This window comes from Cytobacillus oceanisediminis (assembly GCF_003182355.1).
Classification (GTDB): domain Bacteria; phylum Bacillota; class Bacilli; order Bacillales; family Cytobacillaceae; genus Cytobacillus; species Cytobacillus oceanisediminis_A.
Window position 1 is genome coordinate 54,808 of sequence record NZ_QGTW01000011.1, and the last position, 19,370, is coordinate 74,177.

Below are 19,370 nucleotides of genomic sequence, written 5' to 3' on the forward strand. Positions count from 1 at the left end.
CAACAGCGTCCTTTTTGTATAGGAATAATAATTAGTTCACAGCCTGCTCTTTTTTCGCAAGGTATTTCTTAGCTTTTTCAATGGCAATATTCACTTGCTTAAAGCCGGTTCCCCCAGCGCTATTTCTTCTTTTGACAGCTGTATAAGGATCCAGGACTTCATATATATCTTCTTCGAACAATGTATTGGCCTTCTTAAATTCATCAAGCGGCAAACCTCCAAGGAAGCAGCCTTTATCCACACAAGTAAGTACAAGCTTGCCTACGATCTCATGGGCTTCCCTGAATGGAATTCCTTTATCTGATAGGTAATCGGCCAATTCAGTGGCATTGGAAAAATCATTTTTTGTCGCTTTTTCCATTTGCTCATTTTTCACCTTCATCGTACGGATCATTCCGGCAAAGATTTTTAGTGATCCGGTAACAGTTTTAACTGTGTCAAACATGCCTTCCTTGTCTTCCTGCATATCCTTGTTATAGGCAAGCGGCAGGCCCTTTAGCACCGTAAGCAAGCCCATTAGGTTTCCATATACACGTCCGGTTTTGCCGCGTATAAGCTCAGCCATGTCAGGATTTTTCTTCTGCGGCATAATGCTGCTGCCTGTCGCAAAGCTGTCATCCAATTCAATGAATTGAAATTCCTGGCTTGACCAAAGGATGAATTCTTCGCTTAGGCGAGAAAGATGCATCATTAGAATGGAGCTTGATGATAAGAATTCAAGGATAAAATCTCGATCGCTGACAGCATCAAGGCTGTTTTCATAGATGCCTGCAAAACCGAGCAGATCAGCAGAATACTCGCGGTCGATCGGAAAAGTCGTTCCGGCAAGCGCACCGGCACCAAGCGGAGAAATATTAATTCGCTTCAAGCTTTCCGCAAAGCGTTCTTTATCGCGCTCGAGCATCCAGAAATAGGCCATTAAATGATGTGCAAAGGAAATTGGCTGGGCTCTTTGCAGATGTGTATATCCTGGCATAATGGTTTCTACATTTTTTTCAGCCTGCTCAATCAGCTCTTCCTGCATTTCATTAATCAATTCAACAATCTGCTTAACCTGTTTGCGCAAGTATAGGTGCATATCTGTTGCTACCTGGTCATTTCGGCTTCTTGCTGTATGGAGCTTTCCGCCGACGGGACCTGCCAATTCAGTGAGGTAGCTTTCAAGATTTAAATGGATGTCTTCCAGTTTCACGGAGTAAGACAGTTCGTCATTAGCAGCTTTCTCCTTAAGCTGCTGCAGGCCCTTTTTAATTTTAGCGGCTTCGTCCTCTGTAATAATCCCCGTTTTGGAAAGCATGGCAACATGGGCCATGCTTCCCTCTATATCTTCCATTACTAATTCCTGGTCAAATGAAATCGAGGCTCCAAATTCATCTACCCATTCTTCAGCAGACTTTGTGAATCTGCCGCCCCATAACTTTTTCACACTGTCACCTTCTTGTTTTGGACGATGCTTTGAACTTTAGTCGGCAAGCCCCATAGCTTGATAAAGCCAACTGCCGCATTATGGTCAAACTCATCCTCAGATGTATAAGTAGCCAGTTTTTCATCATATAGAGAATACGGAGATTTTCTGCCTTCTACAATCGCATGCCCTTTAAACAGCTTGACTCGTACTGTACCTGTAACAAAGCTCTGCGTTTCCTTAAGGAATGCAGCCAATGCATTATTCAGCTGTGAGAACCACAGGCCTTCATAAATAAGCTCAGCAATTTTTTTCTCAATAACCGGTTTAAAGTGAGCCACTTCTTTCACGAGTGTTAAATCTTCCAGCTCTTTATGAGCTTTAAGCAATGTCATTGCACCCGGGCATTCGTAAACCTCACGGGATTTGATGCCGACAAGGCGGTTTTCCACATGATCAATTCGTCCAACACCGTGTTTGCCAGCAAGCTCGTTCAGTTCGGCAATAAGCTCGGAAAGCTGCATTGCTTTTCCATTTAAGCTGACCGGAACTCCCTTTTCGAAGCCGATTTCAACTGTATCAGGTGTATCAGGAGCTTTTTCCAAAGAAACTGTTAAATCGTATGCATCTTCCGGAGGAGCTGCCCATGGATCTTCAAGCACTCCGCACTCATTGCTTCTTCCCCATAAATTTTGGTCAATGCTGTATGGAGAATCCAGGTTAATTGGAATTGGAATATCATTTTGTTTTGCATATTCAATTTCTTCTTCACGTGACCAGCTCCACTCACGAACCGGAGCCAATACCTGAAGGTCTGGATTAAGAGCCTGAATGGCTACTTCAAAACGAACCTGGTCGTTCCCTTTACCTGTACATCCATGTGCAACTGCAACAGCGCCTTCTTTTTCTGCAACTTCAACTAGCTTTTTGGCAATCAGCGGACGTGAAAGGGCAGAAATCAATGGATATTTATTTTCATAAAGTGCATGTGCCTGGAGAGCAACAAGTGCATATTCATTAGCAAACTCTTCTTTCGCATCAATTACATATGACTGAACCGCTCCAACAGACAAAGCTTTTTTCTGGATAAAGTTCAGGTCTTTTCCTTCACCGACATCAAGGCAGCAGGCAACGACTGAATAACCTTGATCCTGAAGCCATTTAATAGCAACTGATGTATCTAAACCGCCTGAATATGCAAGAACTACTTTATTTTGTGACATTTATATTTCCTCCTCATGAATACTCGTATAAATATACAATTAAACTATGTTTTTATTCATTTATTATTCTCTTACTTTAACAACCTTTCTTTTAAAAATCAATACTTATTCTTAAAAATGTATAAAAATTAACAAGTTTTTTTAATTAAAGGCTCTATTAAGCTTGCCTGTTGATTTCCGCTCAATCAACAGGGTGCCAATATCAACACTGAGCTTTAACAGATCCTAATAAAAAAAGCAAAAGCCTTAAAAAGGCTTTTGCTATCCATATTTATTGAATTAAAGCTTCATAAACTGCTGACACGATACTTCCATATTGACTGATACTGTATGTGTCACCATAAAACTTATGAGGATCTGTAAGCGGATCAATAACAGGTGAATGTTTTTTATTTGTTAACAATGCAATGGCCAAGTTATTTTTCCTGTCAATAACAGTAACTGTTCCTGTCCAGCCTGTATGGCCAAAAACTTCTTCGTTTGCATATTTGCTGAACATCCATTCCATGCTTGAGTTTCCATTCAGGCGCCAGCCTAATCCATATGTAGGATTCATTTCATAAGGTTTTACAAACAGGTCTATCGTCTCTTTATCAAAAAGTTTTACATTTCCATATCCGCCCCCATTCAGCATAACCTGCATAAGCACAGCGAGATCTCCGGTTGTGGAAAATAATCCTGCATGCCCGGATACTCCATCCATTGAATAAAAGGATTTTTCATCATGAACTTCCCCCTGAAGAGTATAAGCTCTTATATTAGGGAAGTTAACTGCCCCATCTCTTGTGTTTCCATTTAATTCAGTAGCAGCAAAGTTCTTTTCTTTAAATCCTTTTCGAAGAGGGTTGAAGAGCGTATTTTTTAACCCTAATGGTTCATAGATTTGCTTTTCAGTATATTGGTCAAGTTTTTCCCCTGTTACTTTTTCAATAATAAATCCAAGAAGCATATAATCAATATCACTATAAATCTGCTTTGTACCCGGTTCGTATTGAAGAGGAGTCATTAATATCATTTCGAGTGTTCTGCTTCGTTCCTGGGAATATAATTCACCTGCCCTATCCGGGTTATGATAATGCACACTGGAAGGGAAACCAGCTGTATGATGGAGCAAATCAATTATGCGGAGTTCATCTTTGCCTTTTACATTATCTCCAGCTTTATCCTTGAATTCAGGGTAATAATGCTGGATCTTATCGTTTAAATCAACTTTCCCTTCACTGACTAAATGCTGAAGTGCGAAATTAATAGAGTACATTTTCGTATTAGATGCTAAATCAAACATTGTGTTTGTCTTCATTTTTTGCGGATGCTTAAGCATTTCAGATTCTTCGTATATTTTGGCGTAACCGTAAGCTGAATTTTTGACTATTTTCCCATCCTTAATAACAACAAGAGCGGCTCCTGGAAAGCCATTTTCTATTTCTTCATTGATTAGCTTATCAACCTGTTTAAGTTTTTCGGAAGAAAAGCCAGCATCCTCCGGTCTTTTGGCTTGTTTTAGAGTTGAATATTCTGTTGACTTTTTATCTTTATAGACGTCTGCTTCCGAGATTTCATTTCCTTTGTTGACTAAAGAATCGGCAAATGCATTAGAATGCCAAGGCATCACCAATACTGCCGCCATGCTAAATACAACTAAATGGTTTAAAAATTTCCTCATCTTCTCCCCCTAGAATAATTAATAGAATATTTTTAATAGTTTAAATAATATTTCAATCTTACTAATTCTGTAAATAAAAACAAGAGACTATCAGCCAATTCAGTTCCTCTATACCAGAAGAATTTAGTTTATTAGTTATAAATTAGTCCTATTGTATTATCTGCAATAAAGAAAATGGTTACTAAATAATTCATGCAGCAAAGTTAGCTTTATAGTAAAATGAACACAAGATCATTGTTTGGGGGCTTTATAATGGAAGAGCATTTTTTGCATGATAACCGGCTTGGTATCCCCATTCCGGATTTTGACCGCGAGTGGGATGAATATTCCCGGAAAACGCAGCAGGGGATTTTGTTTCAGTGGGAAAGGATTAGAGGCAGGATTCCAGATCGGATTGCTGAGCTTGAAGCGGATATAAACAGGAAACAGGCTGAGCTGTCGGATGAGGGCAATTTCGAAAGATCTTGCAAACTGAACAGCGAAATTTCCGAGCTTGCATCAGTTATAAATGATTTATGGCTCTGGTATAGAACCAATCAGGATATTACAGGAAAAATGCATTCATAGAAAAGGAAAGGCGCTCTTCGGAACAAGCAAAAAACCGCTTGTTCCTGCGAAGTTTATTCTAAGGAGCTTTCCTTAGTGCGCATCGACGGAGCGTGGTGGACTGGGGCCACAGGACAAAAAAGGCTTCGTCAGCTTTTGGGAGGATGTGAGTCACTCAGACGTTGCCTCAGGACAAGGATAGCTACTGCAGCGATACGTCGCACGACTAAAAGCGGGAGCTTTTGGAAGGACTTGGAGCTTTCGGAACGACTTGGCGCTTTTTGTCTGAGTTTCTTTTTTGAGTTAAAGGAAATACGAATTTGATTTTGACTTATAACGCCCGGAAACGCGCACGTCCTGTGCGCACTCGCCTTACTAGCACATCCTGTGCATCGTAGACGAGGTGATGGAAGCATGTCGAGTCGATAGATAGGGTGCCTTCATAGTTCAAAGTTATACTTTCTTATCTTTTAAAAAATCCTTTCCTGCCGGAAAGGATTTTTCTTATTTATAAGTCTTTCTTCAATTCCCTGACAACATGTCCGAGTTCAGGAAGTATCAGCTTATTCATGGCAAGACGTACTGCACCGGAGGAACCTGGGGTTGAGAATACTGCTTTATTTTTGACTGTGCCGGCAGCCGCTCTCGAAAGAATGGCTGCCGAGCCGATATCCTCCGTATAGCTTAACATACGGAAAAGTTCGCCGAATCCGTCTATTTCCTTATCAAACAAGTCTCTCACTGTTTCGATTGTGACGTCTCGCAAAGCGATTCCCGTACCGCCGTTGGTAAGCACAACATCTATATTGGAGTCTTCGCACCCTTTTAACACTGCTTCGCGGATCGGAATAGATTCATCTTTCACAATTACATAATCAGCAATGATATGTCCTGCCTCTTCCAATAGCTGGATCATCAGCTTGCCGCTTTTATCCGTATCTTTATCCCTTGTATCGCTGACTGTTACAATTTTACATCTTACTTCTTTTGGCGCTTCTTTTTTATGTTCGAATGTACTCATATAGCATCACCTTTGCTTATATTCCTAGTTAGCCTCAATCGTGTCGTCTATCTAAAAATTCTCAGCTGCGCTTTTTCTTTTCCTGCAAATATCTCATTTGATAATATTTATGGGCGAAATCTGTTACTTTTCTTGTCAGCTGGTAATTGGCCCCTGCTCCAATCGCCATGCTGATAAAAGGAATCCCTTGAACCGATTTTTTCCGGAAAAAGTAAATAGCCATCGCTTTGAACAGCTGCTTCATTGGCTGCTCAATCCACGTAATATCCGTTAAATCTTCCTTCCCTTCATAGAAATAGAACTCTTCCTGGCTTTGGAGCTCATACATTAATTCTTCCCAGGCACTGCCCTGCATTCGCGGCGGAAGGGTGGCAGCATGGAAAACCTTAAGAGAACTCATCATTTCGTATGGGGTATTGACTTCGAAACCATAGGTCATAGCTATAAGCTGTACAGCCCGAAGATTAATGACAGCCATTGCCGGAATATCTGCACCAAGCATCAGGGAGCTGCCTGTACCGGCAACTCCTCCCTGAGCAAAAGAATATAGCCGATGGCGCGCAATCTGCTGCTGTGCTATGTATTGAAGCTGGTCGATATTTAATGCTTTAAGATCTTCAATTGTCTCAATTTCAGAATGAAAGACACGGCCTGCAGTCAATATACGTTCCTTGGCATCCATCTGCAGCTGTGATCCCTGGATAAGTGCATGAAGATGGAACAGCCAGCTGTCCAGGGCTGAAAAAAACTGCTGCTGCGCCTCTTCAGGCAACAATGAAAAAGACCTTTCCAATGACTTTTCATAGACTAATTCCAAATCATTGGGTTCATAGCTATGCAATTTACTTTCCCAATCACGAATTCCGGCCAAAACACTATTTTCCCGTTCACTCAATGGCATCGCAATTCCTCCCAACAACTTCTTATTGGTCTCAGTATAGCATAATTAAGTTGGCAAATTCTCCTTCCGTCCTTTCGCCTATTAAATATAAAGGCTCTGTTAAATTTACCTGTTGATTTCCGCTGCAGGCACTCCCTTTCCGCGGGCGGTCCGACGCTCCTCGTCGCTTTGCTCCTGCGGGGTCTCCCTTTGATCCGCACTCCCGCAGGACGTTGAATAAGCATCCTTGAATAAACACCGCACGAAGAAAATGCGAATGCATTTTCGAGGAGTTCGTGCCATCCGCGCCAATCAACAGGGTGCTAAAAAACAACAACAAGCTTTAACAGAGTCAATATAAAAAAGACAAGGGCTTTAAAGCCCTTGTCTTGATTATTATTTAGCCAATCTCACAACATCGCGAGCAATCATGACTTCCTCATTTGTTGGGATGATCATGACTTTTACAGGTGAGTGAGGGTAGTTGATGAACGCTTCTTCCCCGCGTACCTTGTTCAACGCTGGATCCCAGTATACGCCCATGAATTCAAGTCCCTGAAGGACACGCTCACGGATAACATCACTATTTTCGCCGATTCCAGCTGTAAAGATGATTGCATCTACACCAAACATGCGGGATGCATAAGACCCGATATATTTGTGGATTCTGTTGGCAAATACTTCAAGAGCCAATTCCGCTCTTTCATTCCCTTCCACAGCTTGGGTTTCAATATCGCGAAGGTCGCTTGAGAAGCCTGAAACGCCAAGCATACCGCTCTTTTTATTAAGTATATCCAGAACTTCATCTGCATTCTTACCCGTTTTTTCCATAATGAACGGAATGAGGGCCGGGTCAATATTACCTGATCGGGTTCCCATTGTTACACCTGCAAGTGGAGTGAATCCCATTGAGGTATCAATAGACTTTCCGCCTTCAATAGCAGTAATACTTGCGCCATTTCCCAGGTGGCAGGAGATAAGACGAAGCTGTTCAAGAGGACGGCCAAGCATTTCTGCCGCACGTTCTGATACATATTTATGTGAGGTGCCATGGAATCCATATTTGCGGATACCATATTTCTCATAATACTCATATGGCAAACTGTATAAGAATGAACTTTCAGGCATTGTCTGGTGGAATGCTGTATCAAACACTGCAACAGCCGGCACATTTGGAAGCACCTGCTGGAATGCTTTTATTCCAGTAATATTTGCTGGATTGTGAAGAGGTGCAAGCTCGGAAAGCTCATCGATTTTCGCAAGTACTCCATCTGAAATGATAACAGAGTCATTAAATGCTTCTCCGCCGTGAACGACACGGTGGCCGATTCCTTCAATTTCATCCAGTGATTGAATGATTCCAAGATTCGTTAATTTATCAAGCAGAATTTTAACAGCTACATCATGATCAGGAATATCTGTAACTTCCTTAATTTTTTCGCCATTAACGGAAATATTGAAAACCGCATTATCCAATCCAATACGCTCAATTAAACCTTTTGTGATAACTTCTTCGCTCGGCATTTCAAAAAGCTGAAATTTTAACGAGGAACTGCCGGCGTTAATTGCTATGATTTTTGCCATAAAGCAACCGCTCCTTTTATATAAAAAACATCTGTGAGATGTCAAAATGGTACAACCTTATTTTGTACAACGGACATCATTAATATCTCTCAATTCCCCATTTAAACACTGTCAGCGGCACATTTCAAGAAATACCTTGCAATGGTATCGTTTTCATGTTAAATTAAATATTTTCTGATTTTCTGATACTTCGCTATATTGAGAAGACTTACTCCTTGCTATACACGAAAAAGAAGCCGGCTTTAGCAGCACGGCTTCGTCCTTTTGTTTATTGTTTACTTTCTTTATACCAGGCATCAACTTTCTTGAGGATTTTTTCAACTTCTGTTGTTTTCGATAAACTTGGCAGATTAACCAGAAGAGCCTGTTTAGGAGGAGTAACTCCTTCCCCTTTCTTCTGAAGAACGAAAATGCTTTTAGCTGCTTTTTCATTTTTGAACATGGTAAGCGGGAGCTGCATTAGACCTTGGATATACGCATTTTCCTTTAAGTACTCGTGCAGCTTCGGTGCTTGTTCGCTTTCAAACATGCCATTTGGAATGATGAAAAATAAATAGCCGCCCGGCTTCACATGATTAATGCTTTGCTCGATAAACAGGTGATGAGAGTAGGAATGCCCTTCATCTGCCTTTAGTTTATACTCAGCCGATCTGACATCATTTGGATAATAGCCAATAGGCAAATCACTGACCACTGCATCCGCAGCTTCGATAAACAGCGGTTCAAGGCTATCCTGGTTGAAAAACTGGATCGGATGTTCCTGCAGATTGGCATTAATATATGCGAGCTTAATTAATAGGTCATCAATTTCTACACCGGTTGCTTCAACTGTTTTATCCTTTTGGTGATTCATCACGGTTGTTAATAAATTCCCTGTCCCCACTGCCGGATCGAGAAGGCGGAAAGATTTTTTCTGGACAAACTTATCAACCAGATAGCCAATTAGCATACCCACAGCATCCGGGGTCATTTGGTGATTGGGCTGCACGTTTTCTTTCATTCCTTTTAAAATCGATAGCTGAAAGGACTTTCTGATTTCCTCTTTTGTATAATCGCTCAAGTTAACGGATTCATAGCTCTTCTTTAGCCTTTTTACCGTCAATTCGCTCAGTTCTTCCTGAAGAATGCTTTCATGGAAAAGATTTTCTCCCGTTTCAGCAAGAGCTTCCAAATATGTACACTGCAGTTCTTCCTGCATGATTGTTGCCGTTTCATTAAAAATTGTAAATAAATCCTCAACCGGAACTATTTTCACAGCATATTCCTCCCGTTCTTATTCTATTTTCCTATTTTAACGGGCTTTTGTGCCATTCACAAGTTTAGTGCTAATATCGGCCACTGGTTTATCCGCTAATATTTAATTTTATCCGTAAAAAATCGAATATAACCGCTATGTTTTTGATTTATCCGCGAAAAATTCTTTTTAGCCCGAAAAAAACCAAAGCCCCGGAAAATATCCGGGGCTTCATCATTCTATTATTTGGCTTGCTTGGCAGCTTCTACTGCTGCTTCGTAATTTGGATGATCCGTTGCTTCACTTACATATTCTACATAAGTAACAGTGTCATTTGAATCAACAACAAAAACGGCACGAGCCAATAGGCGAAGTTCTTTGATTGCAACTCCGTAAGCTTCCCCGAAAGAAAGGTCGCGGTGATCTGAAACAGTTTGGACGTTTTCAATGCCTGCTGCTGCACACCAGCGCTTTTGAGCAAATGGAAGATCCACGGATACTGTAAGAATCTTTACGTTATCAAGCTTAGCAGCCTCTTCGTTAAAACGGCGTGTTTGTGCATCACAAACGCCTGTATCGATTGAAGGAACCACACTGATTAAACGAACTTGCCCTTTTGAATCAGCAAGTGTTACCTCTGAAAGGTCATTTGCCAACACCTTAAATTCAGGAGCTTTATCTCCTGCTTTTACTTCATTTCCAAGCAATGTTACCGGATTTCCTTTAAATGTAATAGATGCCATATAAATCATCCTCCTTAATCACTTATGTACAGTGTAAATCATATCTTTTCAGAATCTTTTTTGCAATTATTAAGGGTAAGATCCAAGAAAAAAGTTAACTCCCCTTTGGAAAGTTAACTTTCTTCTATTAAATATCAAGGTCTTTTTTAGGGCCATTATATTCTTGGCTATTCTGATTTTGGCTTTGCTGATTCCCATTGCTGTTACCATTGTTCTTGTTGAACATTTGCTGAATCTTATCAACAGCCTGAGGGGCAAGGTCAAGAATTTTCTCATATAAATGAGTGCTTTCATCAAGGTGGACCATTTTCACACCATGGGAGTTAACAATTAAAAATGCAATCGGGGTGATGGAGACACCGCCTCCGCTACCTCCGCCAAAAGGGTGGCCCTTCTGCTCTCCTGACGGTCCGTCAAGCATAAATTCGCTTCCTCCAGCAGCAAACCCAAAGCCTACCTTCGAAACAGTTAAAATCACACTGCCGTCTGGGGTTTCAACTGGGTCTCCAATTATGGTATTAACATCAATCATTTCCTTCAAGTTTTCCATTGCAGTAGTCATAAGCCCTTGAATTGGATGGTCAGACATAAACTGCTCCTCCTCTTTTAGACAGATTTTGAACCATCATCAGATAAGGCAGAGAGCGGCTTTGTTTTGAAATCAGGCCGTCCGCCTTTCCAATATTTAATCAGTTTAATTCCTGCTAACATAGCATGCCCGACACGAAAATGAATCATACATGAAAAAGCTGTTTGTGATACAGCAAATTGAAAATGGGGAGTGACCGTGATATCGGGCGGTGCTTTCAGCTTCGTATAGTGGCTGATCAGCCCGATAATGCTGCCTTTAATCGCCCATAGTGCTCCGGTAAGCATACCTGTATGGGCTGCATCCCCGGTTCCTGCAAAGGTATGCCATTCAAGTTTACTGATGGTCACATGACCCAGGAATTTTCGGATGATCCGATGAAGTGACACAATATGGTTTATCAGTTCTTTCGTATCATGCAAGCCATTAATAAGATCCTTTGCGGAGAATTGCTTCGTCTCTTTATTTGTTGCGTCTTCCTGGGTTCCGGCTGCTTTTTTTTCTTCAACGACCAGTGTTGGGGAGTTGTCATCGACTTTTATAAGCGGGACTTCAATCTTGTACCTGATCAGCCCGAACCATGCTTTGAATTGAATCTTTACATGATCATTTTCATTTCCGTGATAAAAATGAAATAATACTTTCAGCTTCGTTACCATAATCAAAATGAAAAGAATTATAAGGGCAATTACGGCGATCAGCAGCCACTTCACTTTTCTCACCCCTTTCAGCCTTGTATTATGCCCAATTGGATAAAAATAAACCTGCCACCAATGGGTGACAGGCTTATTTACAATTACCTTATTATGGTTGCTATATCTGCCTTTCATGAACAACAGAGGTATCAGCAAAGAGATCATGCAGGCCCTGTTTTTTCGGAAGGAAGGCGACGATCACATAGCCGATAAAAATGGTCACTGATATAAACCGCCCAATCCATTCGCGGAAAATAATCGTTCCCCATGTTAGCTTTTTGCCTTCGAGGTCAACTACCTTCAACCCAAAGACCATTTTACCAAGTGTCTGGCCAAAGAATTTTGTCATTAGCACAAAGTAGGCGTAAAAAGTGATGGCTGTTGCTATCGTAATCGGTGCAAATAAACTATTTTCATTTAATGGGATATCCATTGCCCGGAAGATCGGGCTAATCAAAATCCGATCAATACTGCCAACAACAACTAAATCAAAAAGATAAGCCCAAAATCTCATCCAAAATCCGGCAAACCTAATTGGATCTGCTGTTTTTTGATCTGGGAGGAAGTTTCCTTGTTCAGCAGCCTGCTTACCCTCTATAGATACATCATGTTGTGAGTTTAGTAAATCGGTATCTCCATCTTTATACAATGGGTCAAAATCAGATTGTACAAACTCTTTATCATTCGGGTCATTAGAATTCATTTATTCGCACCTCCCTATTCAGCATATAGATACATTAAGCGCGGTGAATTTGGCTGGGACAGCATTTTCATTAATCCTGCCATTTCAAGATCTTCGCCCATGATTTTGCGCGCGCCCATGCTGAAGATGGATCCGAATCCAAGATTCTCGGTATACTCTACAACCTGCGCACCTTTTAAATTATGGTCTTTCTTTAATTGTTCAATCACATCATCGTCATAACCAAAGCCGTCAATCAGGTTTAGTTCCTTCGCCTGGCGTCCGTCATAGATGCGGCCATCTGCGATTTCTTTTACCTTTTGCTCAGGAAGGCTCCGGCCTTCCGAAATTACTTTAACAAAGCCCTCATATGAATTGTTAATCATGGATTGCAGGATCTTTCGTTCTTCTTCCGTCATATCCCTGGTTGGACTCATTATATCTTTATAAGGGCCGCTCTTGATGGTAACAAACTCAACACCATATTTTTCAGCCAGCCCGGCATAATTGTAGCCTTGCATAATGACGCCAAGAGAACCCGTCAATGTTTCAGGACTGGCAAAAATTTTATCAGCCGGAGCGGAAATATAATAGCCCCCTGAAGCAGCCATGGACCCCATTGATATGTAAACCGGCTTCTTTGTTTCCTTCTGAATTTCAACAATCTTATCATGAATTTCCGCGCTTTCGACTACGCCTCCGCCAGGGGAATTTACGCGAATGATAATGGCTTTTACAGCCTCATCTTCCTTAACATATTCGAGATTTTCCATGAAGCCCTTGTGATTGTATCCCGGACTGGCAAATAAAGAAGCAGCGTCTCCCGTATCCTGAATCACCCCATTTACATCCAGGACAGCAATTTTTTTCATTGCGTTCCCTTCCTCAATCACTTCTTCCATAAATGCCTCATTGCTGCCGGCAAACAGATCCGTAACCGAACTTTCAATATCTGTAAAAGCAAATGCCGTGACGAAATTCAGCACGACTGAAAAAACAAACAAACCAGCCGCTATCCCCAGAGCAGCCCAACGTTTTCCATTCATTGAATATCCTCCTTTTTAATCATCGCTCTCCATATCATAATCAGCCAGTGAACATAACCGTAACTGATTATTACGGCAAACCAATCCGTCACATATTCTCCATACGTATAAACTTTTAAAATGTTTCAAAAACAGGTAAACTGAATTCAACAACCATAATCATAGCAAAATATGAATTATTTGGGAAAGAAAAGCCATGTATTAGACTTATTATATAACCTATTGTTTGGAGGAATGAATATGCCTACACGCCGCAACATTTATTTTTATCACAAACGAGATGACGAAATGATGGAAAAAGTCAGCCCTCTATACAATCTGGCTAAAGAGCATGATTTTAATATCGTAACTGATTACAAGCAAGCAAATATCATTGTAAGCATTGGAGGAGACGGGACGTTCTTGCAGGCAGTCCGCAAAACCGGCTTCAGAGATGATTGCTTATATGCGGGAATCTCAACTACCGGCAGCCTGAGCCTCTATTGTGATTTTAATCTGGACGACACTGCAAAAATGGTGGAAGCAATGACTTATGAACAAGTGGAAGTTAGGCGCTATCCAACCATCGATGTAACGGTTGATGACCAGACATCTTTTCAGTGCTTAAATGAATTCAGCATCCGGTCTGCCATTATTAAAACATTTGTAATTGATGTATTCATTGATGATCTTCATTTTGAAACCTTTAGGGGAGACGGAATGATTGTTGCCACACCGACTGGAAGCACAGCCTATAACAAGTCTGTTAACGGCTCTGTGGTTGATCCAATGCTTCCTTGTATGCAGGTGAGCGAAATGGCATCTCTTAATAACAACCGCTATCGTACGCTTGGTTCCTCTTTTATCCTAAGCGGAAACCGCAAATTGACTTTAAGGGTTGTACAGGACGGCAACGACCATCCTACAATGGGCATGGACAATGAAGCTCTAAGCATCCAGCATGTAGAAAAGATAGATATAAAGCTCAGTGAAAAAATCATCAAAACAGTAAAACTTAAAGACAATTCTTTCTGGGAAAAAGTGAAAAGATCATTTTTGTAAGCTCATGGTGATTTTAGTACCCTGCTGATTGGAGCGGAAGGCGCGAGATCCCGATTGTACACCGCATTTCCTTTGTTCGTTGTAAAAATCGGGGAATTATTCAAAGTCCTGCGGGAAGAGCTTGTCAAAGGGAGACCCGGCAGGCGCTCCCGCCAAGGAGTGTCGGACCGTCTGCAGTTCGCTGAACGTCTTAAGCGGAAATCAACAGGCAAAATTAAAAGAGCCGTAAAAAAGAGTTTCGCACATCATGCGAAACTCTTTTTCTATATGCCAACATCTCTGCTGCGCTTCCATTTTGTTTCCCAATGAACAAAAAGCTTCGTCCTTGAGATCGAATAAATGGTCAATGCCAGCCAAATGAACATAAACGAAAGCAGATGGAGCTTTGTAAAATGCTCGTGGTATATAAACACACCGAGTATTAATGTGATTGTCGGAGCAATGTACTGCAAAAAGCCGAGCATGGACATCGGTATCTTCTGGGCGCCCTTTGCAAAGTACAGAAGCGGTATTGCAGTTGCCGCTCCAGCCCCAATAAGAAGCAAGTCGGTGCTTACTGAACCATTTAGGAATGCTTGCTTTTCGTTTATAAAAAGAGAAGTCATATAAAGCAATGCAATAGGGGTCACCACTAGCGTTTCGAGCGTAAGGCCAATGGCGGAGTCTACTTTTATCAGCTTTTTTGTTAAGCCATAAAGGCCAAAGGACAGAGCCAGCACAAAAGCAATCCACGGGAAACGTCCATAGCTTAAGGTTAAGATCATTACTCCCGTAAACGCCAGCCCAAAGGATACATATTGGGCTGGCGAAAGCTTTTCTTTAAAAACAATCATTCCCAGCAGTACACTTACAAGCGGGTTTATATAATAGCCAAGACTTGCCTCGATCATTTGGTCCGTGTTAACCGCCCAAATGTACAAAAACCAGTTTGTGCTGATTAACAACGAAGCAATGACAAGAGCATAAAGCTGCTTTCTGTTGGTCCGGAACCCTTTTAGTGTCGTAATGAGAGAGTGCCACTTCTTTGTGGACAGCAGAATACACAGCATAAAGAACAACGACCAAATAACCCGGTTTGCTAAAATCTCATCTGCATTAACATGATTTAAATACTTCCAGTAAATCGGCAGGATTCCCCACAAAAAGTAAGCGAACCCGGCATAAAGAGCACCCATTTGCACTTCATTATTTTTCATTGTCATTGCCTCAATTCTTTCTAGTATCGAAATATTTATATTATAAGTCGAACGGAAAAATGTTGGCAATCTTTTTTTCCCTTCCAAACGAGTACCAGGTACCTATACCAGTTGAGCGAAGTGGTATAGGTACCTGGTACTGAAATTTATGCATCATAAACGATTTTGCCGTCAATAACCGTTTTATCGACGGTTATATCGGCGATTTTCTGCTTCGGTATTTTAAAGATGTCTGCTTTTAATATGGTGAAATCTGCAAAATAGCCTTCTTTGATTATTCCAAGGTCGGATTCGTGTGATGCGGCAAAGGCACTTCCTTTGGTGAATAAGCTGACTGCCTCGTAAACAGATAATGCTTGGTTTGGATAATAAATTGTTTTATTTGGATCATCGATATTAGTTCTTGTGACAGCTGCATGGATGCCGAGAAGCGGATTGGCAGGTTCGATTGGCGCATCCGAGCCGCCTGCACAAGGTACCCCTTCCTCTAAAAGAGTTTTCCAGGCATAACAGTATTCCATATTTTCTTCGCCAATGCGGTCAATTACCCAAGGAAAGTCAGATGCTGTAAACCTTGGCTGGATATCCAGGATTAGAGGCAGTTTTTTAGCCCTGTCAATCAGATCCTTCCGCAAAATCTGCGCATGGATTAGCCTATCTCTTCCGATTCCTTTTAAAGGATGCTTTTCAATCGCATGCAAAGCCATTTCAAAAGCCAGATCTCCAATCGTGTGGACGGCAACAGGCATTTCATGAATACGCGCTTTTTCCACAAGGCCATCAAGCTCATCCTGGGAATAAATAGCGACTCCCGATGTGGAAGGATCGTCAGCATATGGATGGCTTAACAGAGCTGTTCTCCCACCCAGGGCTCCATCGGCAAAAATCTTCATTGCCCCGAACTCAATATGTTCGCTCCCGGCCAAAAAGCTTCCGCCTGCCTCCACCATATCTTCAACAACCTCGTGGTGGACAAGAAGATGGGCGCGAAACGGCAATTCATCTCCCTCTATTACCTGCTTGAATGCCTGATAGGTTTGGCCGAAGCCTCCATAATAATTCAGATCCTCTGTATGTCCGCCCGTTAGCCCCAGTTTATAAGCATCGCTTATAGCTGCATGAAGAGCCTTCTTTAAATAGTTCTCCGAAACCGCTGGAAGCACATGAAATAGAAGCTCCTGTGCCTGGTCTTTTAATAGTCCATTAGGCTTTCCATGTTCATCTATATCAATAACTCCCCCAGGCGGGCACTCTGTAGCTTCTGAAATATTAGCCTTTTTCAGACCAAGCGAGTTGGCTGCCAGTGCATGTCTGCATACACGTTTAAGCATCACAGGGTGATTGGGCACCACCTGATCCAGTTCATGGGCGTATATAGGTTCAGGCTGATCCCAAAGGTTCTCATTCCAGCCTTCGCCTATTACCCAGTCCCCTTCCTCAACTGTTTCTGAAAATTGCCTTACTGCCATAAGAACATCCTGCTTGGAGGTATGTTTTGAAAGATCCAGCCTGATCAGCCTTTCGCCATGCCCGATCAAATGCATATGGCTATCCACAAATCCCGGAAGCATTGTGCTCCCATTCAAATCTATTTCTTCCTGTATCTCTTCTTTATACTTTTCCTTTAAGTCGCGGAAACCGCCAAGCTCAACGATTCTGTTTCCTTTTGTAAAAACGGCTTCTACCTGATGATTTTCTTGCTGGAGGGTATAAATAGTCCCCCCATGCCACAGCGTTCCCATAAATCTTTTCCCCTTTACCATACTAAAAATTTCATTTTCACATAGTATAACAAAAATACAGGCGGATTTCCCGCCTGTATTTTTTATTGGGATTTAGTTTTGGGCTGAAGCTGTTTCGGCTTCCTTTTTCCTTAATTCAACTCGCATAATTTTTCCTGATGTTGTTTTAGGAAGCTCGGTTAAAAATTCGATTTTGCGTGGGTATTTATATGGTGCTGTCAGCTCCTTCACATGCTCCTGAAGCACTGATACTAAGTTTGGATCGTTTTGGTCAACGCCTTCCCTTAATACAACGAAGGCCTTGACAATATTTCCGCGTAACTCATCCGGACTGCCGACAACTGCACATTCAGCTACATACGGGTGCTTTACCAATGCATCTTCAACTTCAAAAGGCCCTATGGTATAGCCGGAGCTTATGATAATATCATCGCCGCGCCCTTCAAACCAGAAGTATCCGTCTTCATCTTTTTTTGCTTTATCTCCAGTAATATAATAATCCCCGCGGAATTGCATAACCGTTCTTTCCGGATCCTTATAATAGTTTTTAAATAATGCAGGAGTTTCTACATGGACAGCAATATCGCCTACTTCGCCTACAGCACAAACTTCTCCGTCCTCATTAACAATTTCAACCCTGTTGCCAGGAGTCGGTTTGCCCATCGAGCCTGCCTTAAGCTCCATATCTTTTGTAATACCGACAAGCAGGGTATTTTCTGTTTGGCCATAGCCATCACGCACGTTTACATTAAAATGCTTTTTAAATGTATCAATTACTTCGCGGTTCAGCGGCTCACCAGCTGAAACAGCACTATGGAGCTCCGGAAGCTTATATTCATGAATATTATCCACCTTTGCCATCAGCCTGTATTCTGTAGGCGTACAGCAAAGGACATTTACCTTATAATCCTCTAAAAGCTGCAAATACTTTTTCGGCTCAAACTTTCCATTGTACACTAGGCCAGTAGCACCTGAACCAAGGACGGAAAGGAACGGGCTCCAAATCCACTTTTGCCACCCAGGTCCTGCTGTAGCCCATACTGTATCCCCTTCTTCAATGCAGAGCCAGTTAGGTGCAGCTGTTTTTAGATGGGCGAATGCCCAGCCGTGTGTATGTACAACACCTTTCGGATTTCCTGTGGTTCCCGATGTATAGGATAGGAACGCCATATCATCCCTGGTTGTATCTGCCAATGGCAGTTCGTCAGAAGCCTCATTCATTGCCTCATCCAATTGGATCCAGCCCTCCGCTTGGCCCCCAATCACAAATTTCGGAATGCTGCCTGCTTCCTTAATATCTTTAAATTGATCAACATATGGATAATAACTTACAATACCTTTAACATCCCCATGATTAATTCGGTATTGAAGATCTTTTGTACGGAGCATTTCAGAACTCGGTATCACGACAATTCCGGCTTTTAATGAAGCAATGTATACTTGATATGCTTCAATCAGCCTTGGAACGATAATGAGAATAACATCTCCCTTTTGCAAACCATTTCCTAAGAAAACGTTTCCAATTTTGTTCGCATTACGGAGCAGCTCTCTGTATGTAACCTCTTTTTTCTCTCCCTGCTCATTTTCCCATTTGATTGCAAGCTTGTCCTTATCCTCGGCATAACGCTCCATTTCTGATACGAGATTGTATTTCTCCGGTGCGATTAGATCTTCCCGTTTCATCAAATCTCCCCCTAACAATGTCTTTTTGCTGATGCCTTGACCTGAGATGCAGTTCTATAGAAATTATTATACTAAACTATTCTAAAATTTTAAAATATTTATTTTTTGAAAAATATTTTCTGTTTAAAACATAGGCTATTTAGCTTGCCTGTTGATTCTGCTCAAGAAGCTCTACGAACGTAGTCAGTCGGGGAGCGTCCTCGGCCCACGCGCCCTGCGGGGTCTCCCTATGACATGCATTTCCCGCTGGAAATTGAACCATCATCGTCGAATAAACACCGTACTATTGAAATGCGAATGCATTTTCGAGGAGCTGCTCCAACCGCACCAACCAACAAATTACAAAAATTCAACAATGAGCTTAACAAAAAACTTAACATAAATAAGGAGCAGGAAA

17 protein-coding genes are annotated in these 19,370 nt (G+C 41.7%); 2 read left to right on the top strand and 15 right to left on the bottom strand.

What is annotated here, in order from left to right; all coding sequences use genetic code 11:
* Positions 1-31 precede the first annotated feature (31 nt).
* The 3 genes from argH to pbp4b form a co-directional block, all read right to left on the bottom strand.
* On the bottom strand, positions 32-1,426 hold the full coding sequence (gene argH / locus DFO73_RS18975) for an argininosuccinate lyase (protein ID WP_110066287.1): 1,395 nt from the start codon (positions 1,424-1,426) through the stop codon (positions 32-34).
* Positions 1,423-2,628, bottom strand: coding sequence for an argininosuccinate synthase (locus tag DFO73_RS18980; protein ID WP_110066288.1), 1,206 nt, complete (start codon positions 2,626-2,628; stop codon positions 1,423-1,425). The genes argH and DFO73_RS18980 overlap by 4 nt, the downstream gene beginning before the upstream one ends.
* 271 nt (positions 2,629-2,899) lie before the next feature.
* Positions 2,900-4,237, bottom strand: coding sequence for a penicillin binding protein PBP4B (pbp4b, locus tag DFO73_RS18985; RefSeq protein ID WP_181396067.1), 1,338 nt, complete (start codon positions 4,235-4,237; stop codon positions 2,900-2,902).
* 306 nt (positions 4,238-4,543) lie between these two features.
* Here pbp4b and DFO73_RS18990 point away from each other — a divergent pair, with 306 nt between their 5' ends.
* Complete coding sequence (locus DFO73_RS18990) at positions 4,544-4,858, top strand: hypothetical protein (RefSeq protein ID WP_110066290.1); 315 nt, start codon at positions 4,544-4,546, stop codon at positions 4,856-4,858.
* 487 nt (positions 4,859-5,345) lie between these two features.
* On the opposite strand, the gene DFO73_RS19000 is transcribed toward DFO73_RS18990, so the two are convergent.
* From DFO73_RS19000 to sppA, 9 genes are all read right to left on the bottom strand, one after another.
* Positions 5,346-5,858 carry a MogA/MoaB family molybdenum cofactor biosynthesis protein gene (locus DFO73_RS19000; protein ID WP_110066292.1) on the bottom strand — a complete coding sequence of 171 codons (513 nt, stop codon included), beginning with the start codon at positions 5,856-5,858 and terminating at the stop codon, positions 5,346-5,348.
* 61 nt (positions 5,859-5,919) lie between these two features.
* Entirely contained in the window at positions 5,920-6,759 is an 840-nt protein-coding gene (locus tag DFO73_RS19005; RefSeq protein WP_110066293.1) for an EcsC family protein, read from the bottom strand.
* A 375-nt stretch (positions 6,760-7,134) separates the two neighbouring features.
* Positions 7,135-8,322, bottom strand: coding sequence for an acetate kinase (locus tag DFO73_RS19010; RefSeq protein WP_110066294.1), 1,188 nt, complete (start codon positions 8,320-8,322; stop codon positions 7,135-7,137).
* Between the two features lie 268 nt (positions 8,323-8,590).
* The gene (locus DFO73_RS19015; RefSeq protein ID WP_110066295.1) at positions 8,591-9,577 is read right to left on the bottom strand and encodes a class I SAM-dependent methyltransferase; all 987 of its coding nucleotides are present in this window, start codon (positions 9,575-9,577) and stop codon (positions 8,591-8,593) included.
* Between the two features lie 221 nt (positions 9,578-9,798).
* Entirely contained in the window at positions 9,799-10,299 is a 501-nt protein-coding gene (tpx, locus tag DFO73_RS19020; protein ID WP_110066296.1) for a thiol peroxidase, read from the bottom strand.
* A 127-nt stretch (positions 10,300-10,426) separates the two neighbouring features.
* On the bottom strand, positions 10,427-10,888 hold the full coding sequence (ytfJ, locus tag DFO73_RS19025; RefSeq protein ID WP_110066297.1) for a GerW family sporulation protein: 462 nt from the start codon (positions 10,886-10,888) through the stop codon (positions 10,427-10,429).
* Between the two features lie 17 nt (positions 10,889-10,905).
* On the bottom strand, positions 10,906-11,601 hold the full coding sequence (locus DFO73_RS19030) for a DUF2953 domain-containing protein (protein WP_110066411.1): 696 nt from the start codon (positions 11,599-11,601) through the stop codon (positions 10,906-10,908).
* Positions 11,602-11,701: 100 nt separating this feature from the next.
* The gene (locus DFO73_RS19035; RefSeq protein ID WP_110066298.1) at positions 11,702-12,286 is read right to left on the bottom strand and encodes an RDD family protein; all 585 of its coding nucleotides are present in this window, start codon (positions 12,284-12,286) and stop codon (positions 11,702-11,704) included.
* A gap of 14 nt (positions 12,287-12,300) precedes the next feature.
* A complete protein-coding gene (sppA, locus tag DFO73_RS19040) occupies positions 12,301-13,311 on the bottom strand; it encodes a signal peptide peptidase SppA (RefSeq protein WP_110066299.1) in 1,011 nt (336 codons plus the stop codon).
* Positions 13,312-13,551: 240 nt separating this feature from the next.
* On the opposite strand from sppA, the gene DFO73_RS19045 reads away from it, so the two are divergent.
* The gene (locus DFO73_RS19045) at positions 13,552-14,352 is read left to right on the top strand and encodes an NAD kinase (protein WP_110066300.1); all 801 of its coding nucleotides are present in this window, start codon (positions 13,552-13,554) and stop codon (positions 14,350-14,352) included.
* A gap of 263 nt (positions 14,353-14,615) precedes the next feature.
* Here the strand turns inward: DFO73_RS19045 and rarD are convergent, their stop codons facing one another.
* From rarD to mbcS, 3 genes are all read right to left on the bottom strand, one after another.
* Positions 14,616-15,548, bottom strand: coding sequence for an EamA family transporter RarD (rarD, locus tag DFO73_RS19050; RefSeq protein WP_110066412.1), 933 nt, complete (start codon positions 15,546-15,548; stop codon positions 14,616-14,618).
* 146 nt (positions 15,549-15,694) lie between these two features.
* Positions 15,695-17,290, bottom strand: coding sequence for an amidohydrolase (locus DFO73_RS19055; RefSeq protein ID WP_110066301.1), 1,596 nt, complete (start codon positions 17,288-17,290; stop codon positions 15,695-15,697).
* Between the two features lie 93 nt (positions 17,291-17,383).
* The gene (mbcS, locus tag DFO73_RS19060) at positions 17,384-18,973 is read right to left on the bottom strand and encodes an acyl-CoA synthetase MbcS (RefSeq protein ID WP_110066302.1); all 1,590 of its coding nucleotides are present in this window, start codon (positions 18,971-18,973) and stop codon (positions 17,384-17,386) included.
* Positions 18,974-19,370 lie beyond the last annotated feature (397 nt).

Excerpts from the sequence above, each read along its gene's own strand:
- DFO73_RS18980 (WP_110066288.1), bottom strand. The coding sequence starts at position 2,628 with ATGTCACAAAATAAAGTAGTTCTTGCATATTCAGGCGGTTTAGATACA.
- pbp4b (WP_181396067.1), bottom strand. The coding sequence starts at position 4,237 with ATGCCTTGGCATTCTAATGCATTTGCCGATTCTTTAGTCAACAAAGGA.
- tpx (WP_110066296.1), bottom strand. The coding sequence starts at position 10,299 with ATGGCATCTATTACATTTAAAGGAAATCCGGTAACATTGCTTGGAAAT.
- rarD (WP_110066412.1), bottom strand. The coding sequence starts at position 15,548 with ATGAAAAATAATGAAGTGCAAATGGGTGCTCTTTATGCCGGGTTCGCT.
- DFO73_RS19045 (WP_110066300.1), top strand. The coding sequence starts at position 13,552 with ATGCCTACACGCCGCAACATTTATTTTTATCACAAACGAGATGACGAA.
- DFO73_RS19000 (WP_110066292.1), bottom strand. The coding sequence starts at position 5,858 with ATGAGTACATTCGAACATAAAAAAGAAGCGCCAAAAGAAGTAAGATGT.
- mbcS (WP_110066302.1), bottom strand. The coding sequence starts at position 18,973 with ATGAAACGGGAAGATCTAATCGCACCGGAGAAATACAATCTCGTATCA.
- ytfJ (WP_110066297.1), bottom strand. The coding sequence starts at position 10,888 with ATGTCTGACCATCCAATTCAAGGGCTTATGACTACTGCAATGGAAAAC.
- sppA (WP_110066299.1), bottom strand. The coding sequence starts at position 13,311 with ATGAATGGAAAACGTTGGGCTGCTCTGGGGATAGCGGCTGGTTTGTTT.
- DFO73_RS18990 (WP_110066290.1), top strand. The coding sequence starts at position 4,544 with ATGGAAGAGCATTTTTTGCATGATAACCGGCTTGGTATCCCCATTCCG.
- DFO73_RS19035 (WP_110066298.1), bottom strand. The coding sequence starts at position 12,286 with ATGAATTCTAATGACCCGAATGATAAAGAGTTTGTACAATCTGATTTT.
- DFO73_RS19055 (WP_110066301.1), bottom strand. The coding sequence starts at position 17,290 with ATGGGAACGCTGTGGCATGGGGGGACTATTTATACCCTCCAGCAAGAA.
- DFO73_RS19005 (WP_110066293.1), bottom strand. The coding sequence starts at position 6,759 with ATGCCATTGAGTGAACGGGAAAATAGTGTTTTGGCCGGAATTCGTGAT.
- DFO73_RS19010 (WP_110066294.1), bottom strand. The coding sequence starts at position 8,322 with ATGGCAAAAATCATAGCAATTAACGCCGGCAGTTCCTCGTTAAAATTT.